General features: G+C 40.7%; 4 protein-coding genes. All 4 read right to left on the bottom strand.

Features of this window, described 5'->3' with window-relative positions:
* Positions 1 to 187: 187 nt before the first annotated feature.
* The 4 genes from H2O73_RS20150 to H2O73_RS20130 all read right to left on the bottom strand — a co-directional run bounded on the left by H2O73_RS20150 (position 188) and on the right by H2O73_RS20130 (position 3,563).
* Positions 188 to 961 (bottom strand): nuclease-related domain-containing protein, encoded by a 774-nt coding sequence (locus H2O73_RS20150; RefSeq protein ID WP_061065172.1) that lies wholly within the window; start codon positions 959 to 961, stop codon positions 188 to 190.
* 135 nt (positions 962 to 1,096) lie between these two features.
* On the bottom strand, positions 1,097 to 1,795 hold the full coding sequence (locus H2O73_RS20140) for a hypothetical protein (RefSeq protein ID WP_182110714.1): 699 nt from the start codon (positions 1,793 to 1,795) through the stop codon (positions 1,097 to 1,099).
* 608 nt (positions 1,796 to 2,403) lie between these two features.
* A complete protein-coding gene (locus H2O73_RS20135; protein ID WP_182110713.1) occupies positions 2,404 to 2,937 on the bottom strand; it encodes a hypothetical protein in 534 nt (177 codons plus the stop codon).
* A gap of 137 nt (positions 2,938 to 3,074) precedes the next feature.
* Positions 3,075 to 3,563 carry a GNAT family N-acetyltransferase gene (locus H2O73_RS20130; RefSeq protein WP_246335982.1) on the bottom strand — a complete coding sequence of 163 codons (489 nt, stop codon included), beginning with the start codon at positions 3,561 to 3,563 and terminating at the stop codon, positions 3,075 to 3,077.
* Positions 3,564 to 3,778 lie beyond the last annotated feature (215 nt).

Genomic DNA, 3,778 nt, shown 5'->3' with positions numbered 1-3,778 from the left:
AATCACCTCTCAATTAGACCCTAGATCTAACTTGGTAAAGTGTCTACTAAACGTGGGGTACTCTGTGACCTAACGCCCTGTTAAGGTGTGAGCAACGCAATACCAGAGCTTCCGCATATCACCTTAATCACTAAAATCAACGCATGGTAAAAATGCCACGCGTTGCGAATCACTCTTAAACAGTTTGTTAGTTGAATTGTTTCACAGCCCTACACTTGGGAAAGGTTGAACAACCCCAAAACTGTTTACCTATATTTTCACCACGCTTGGTTTCACGCAACACCATTTCAGAGCCGCAACGGGGGCACTCATTTGAGCTAACTTTGGATGCAACAACTTCTTTGACATGTTTACGATGCTTTAAATCCGTAATGACTCCGCGCTTTAACTTTAGCCGGTTTATAGACTCTGTTAACCGAGCATAATCCTTGTCAGAGAACACTACCTCGTTAAATTGCTGAATGTATCGAATACTTCCTCGAGCATAGGTAACGTTTGGAGGCATTTCGGTTTTAAAGGTGCTATCGCCGATGAAAACAATAACTGAATGCAAGTGCTCTTCACTGCAACCTAGCAAGGTTTCCAGAGCTTTTATGTGCTTGTAATTCTGATGCAGTGGGTTTTGAAATTTAGAGGAATGACGGTAAATCTTTTGTGTCCACTGTTTCTGGCGAGCCGAGCCAAATATCCAACCTTTCATATTCTTAGTTTCAACGACAAAGATGCCATATTTAGAAACCACAATATGGTCGACTTGAGTTGTACCATCGCTAGTCGGCAACGTTACGTCTTTTATTAACGTGTAATCAGACTCTGGTAATTTGGACAAAAGACGGTTCACGAGAAACTCACCGAATACACCTTTTAGCCACCTACTCTTGAAGACGCTAACAATGAGCAATAAAGGCACTAGATACCAGACTTGCGCAAGCACATTAAGAAATGCTTCAAAAATATTCACGGATTTTCCCTATTCTACTAACGCCCTGTTAAGGTGTGAGCAACGCAATACCGATGCTTCCGCATACCACCTTAAACACCAAACACAACGCATAGCAAAAATGCCACGCGTTGCGAATCACTCTTAAACAGTTTGTTATGCTGCTGTTTCGTGAGCTTGAATGATCTTATTTTCAACTTGCTCAACTAACTTGGCATGGTGACCTGGTAAGGTTCTCAGGTCTTTGATTGCACGGGAAACTGATAACGAATTTATTTGGGCACCCTTTGAAAGTAGCTCATTTAGTTGAATTAGGTTATTCGCAATTTGTGTGTCACGATCAAGCTTATTCGCAGCTACACATAACGCAATATGCAACCTTGCCTTAGTTGCTTCAACATCAGTGCATGCAATTTCTAATTTTAGGTGCTGGTACTCACGTTCCAAGACCTCTTCAGTCAAACGTTCCTTCTGCCTACTAATGCCAGCTTCTAAAGATTTAATGCTTTGCTCAAAGTCTTGCCTCAGCTCACTTTTAATATTTACTAAGTGTTCTTCAATTTCAGCCTGAGTAAATACGGATAGTTCTTTACCCTTTGCTTCAAATAAATTTTCTAAAAGTTTGCGTTCTTCTTCAAATTTTGAACGGGTGAAATAAATATTTACACCTAAAAATGCAATTAGAAATGTTGCAGCAAAGGCTAGAGCTGCGAAGTACATCATTTGTATATCGCTAGATGTAGAGGAGAGTATTTCATTTTGTATTTCTAATACTCTTATTTTCTCTTGCAACAACTCAACCTCTACTCCTAAAGATTCTGAACCAGCAGACATTCCATCTTCACTAACTTTCATATGACACCCTACTCAAAAAAGAAAGAGTATATCATATTGCTTGCTTATGCAGCATAACGCCCAATTAAGGGGTGAACAACGCCTCCACCCAAACCTAAAGCATTGTGCCATAAACACTAAAACTGAAGTAGAAGCAAAAGTGCCAAGCGTTGTGAATCCCTCTTAAATTGCTTGTTAGTTGTGTACTACCTTTAGTGGCATGTATTTAAATAACAGCATCGCCCCCAAACCAGCCCAAACAAAGGAGAGTAAAGGGAAAGTTCCAAATATTGGTAAATACTCACCAAATAACAGAGGGATAATAACCAAGAACGTAGCAGGTATAACTTTAACACTGTCGGTTTGGTACTTACCTCCACAACTACTGCATACCCTAGAGCTAAAGTTGGTAAGAAAGACCATTTTTCTTAAGGATTGCGGTACCTGACAATTTGGACATTTTGCTAATTTCATAATTCCCTCATTTCCCTTGAACAACTAACGCCGCGTTAAGTGGTGAGCAACGCCGTCCACCCTGCCTAAACCATTGTGATATAAACACTTAACCCAAAATAAGCTGAAAACGCCTTGCGTTGGGAATCCGTCTTGAACGCTTTGTTATGTGTATACTACAATTTTTCTAAGTTTTTACCGATTTGAACTGCTAGTTGAAACATGGCTAGAGACTCTTGATACGCTTCTAAAGACGGATGTGTAGAAAACGTACCGTTAAGTTTAATATCTTGAACGATCGCATCGATCAGCTGATAGAAATTGATAATATCGCGGGCTACTTCTCTATCTAATATTCCAATATTATTACACTGCCCTTGGTATATCTGTGAATAGTGCAACGGTATATCTGCATATAGAGTGAATTGCCCATCAGGGTTTTCTTTTAGGTACTTTATCGCTTCTTCCACAGATTCGACGTACTTTCGTTTTTCTATCACGCGCATTAAAGCTGAAACTTCAGCGATAATAGAATTTTGAATTTGCCTCGAAAACTCTTTCGCTCGACGTTCCTCTAAGTATTTTGTTGGAAAAAATGTCACTAATCCGCCTACGACTGCTCCTCCTAAAGCAGATAACACGGGAATCCACTCATTAGGCTGCCCTTTGGCGATTGTTTCTAAAATTACTGATAATTCTTGTGGAGTCATATACTTCCTCGATACACATAACGCCGCGTTAAGTGGCGAGCGACGCTAACCACCTAACCTAAACCATTGTGACATAAACACTTAACCCAAAGTAAGCCGAAAACGCCAAGCGTTGGGAGTCCGTCTTGAACGCTTTGTTATGCCGATATTAACATTTCCATGAATACAGCATCTTCGCCGTACACAAGACTGATATCGCTACTTTCCAATGCACTAAAGCCTAATGTCGACCAGTAGCCAGCAGCGCCTTGAACTGCAACTAGACTAATTTTGTTAACGCCCATTTTCTTCGTTAATTCAAGCACTCGATTAGTCAACAATCGACCAACACCTTTGTTTTGTGCTGTGGCACTAACAGCCATATCATGAATGAAAAACTGATGGTTACCACTGACCATAGCTAACGGTTCAAACAACTTTGGAGGTATTGGACTATCCCACGGATGTGACAACAAATAACCTGCGATATCTCCGTCGTTCGACTCGCACACAAAACAACTTGTAGGTGACACGATACTTTTGCTTTTTAGTACGTCCAACTCTTCGAGCACACCATCATGATACACCTCAGCCTGAATTCGAAGTATCGAATCCCAGTCTGACTCAATAACTGCTCTAACCTTCAAATTGCACCTCAATTGTCAGTTTCCATTTTAGGCATAACGCCGCGTTAAGTAGTGAGCGACGTAAACCACCTAACCTAAACCATTGTGACTTAAACACAAAACTCGACCTAAACTGAAAATGCCGAGCGTTGCGAATCTGTCTTAAACGCTTTGTATGGATAATAACTCACGAATCAGGGTAAGGTGAGACCCAGACTTTAGCTGCAACTAAAGTT

Origin of the sequence: Vibrio marinisediminis, from assembly GCF_014050145.1 — a bacterium.
In the GTDB taxonomy this organism is placed as follows: Bacteria; Pseudomonadota; Gammaproteobacteria; order Enterobacterales; family Vibrionaceae; genus Vibrio; species Vibrio marinisediminis.
The sequence above is the reverse complement of the archived record's forward strand: the minus strand, read 5'-3'. Positions and strand labels throughout refer to the sequence as shown.

Excerpts from the sequence above, each read along its gene's own strand:
- H2O73_RS20140 (WP_182110714.1), bottom strand. The coding sequence starts at position 1,795 with ATGAAAGTTAGTGAAGATGGAATGTCTGCTGGTTCAGAATCTTTAGGA.
- H2O73_RS20135 (WP_182110713.1), bottom strand. The coding sequence starts at position 2,937 with ATGACTCCACAAGAATTATCAGTAATTTTAGAAACAATCGCCAAAGGG.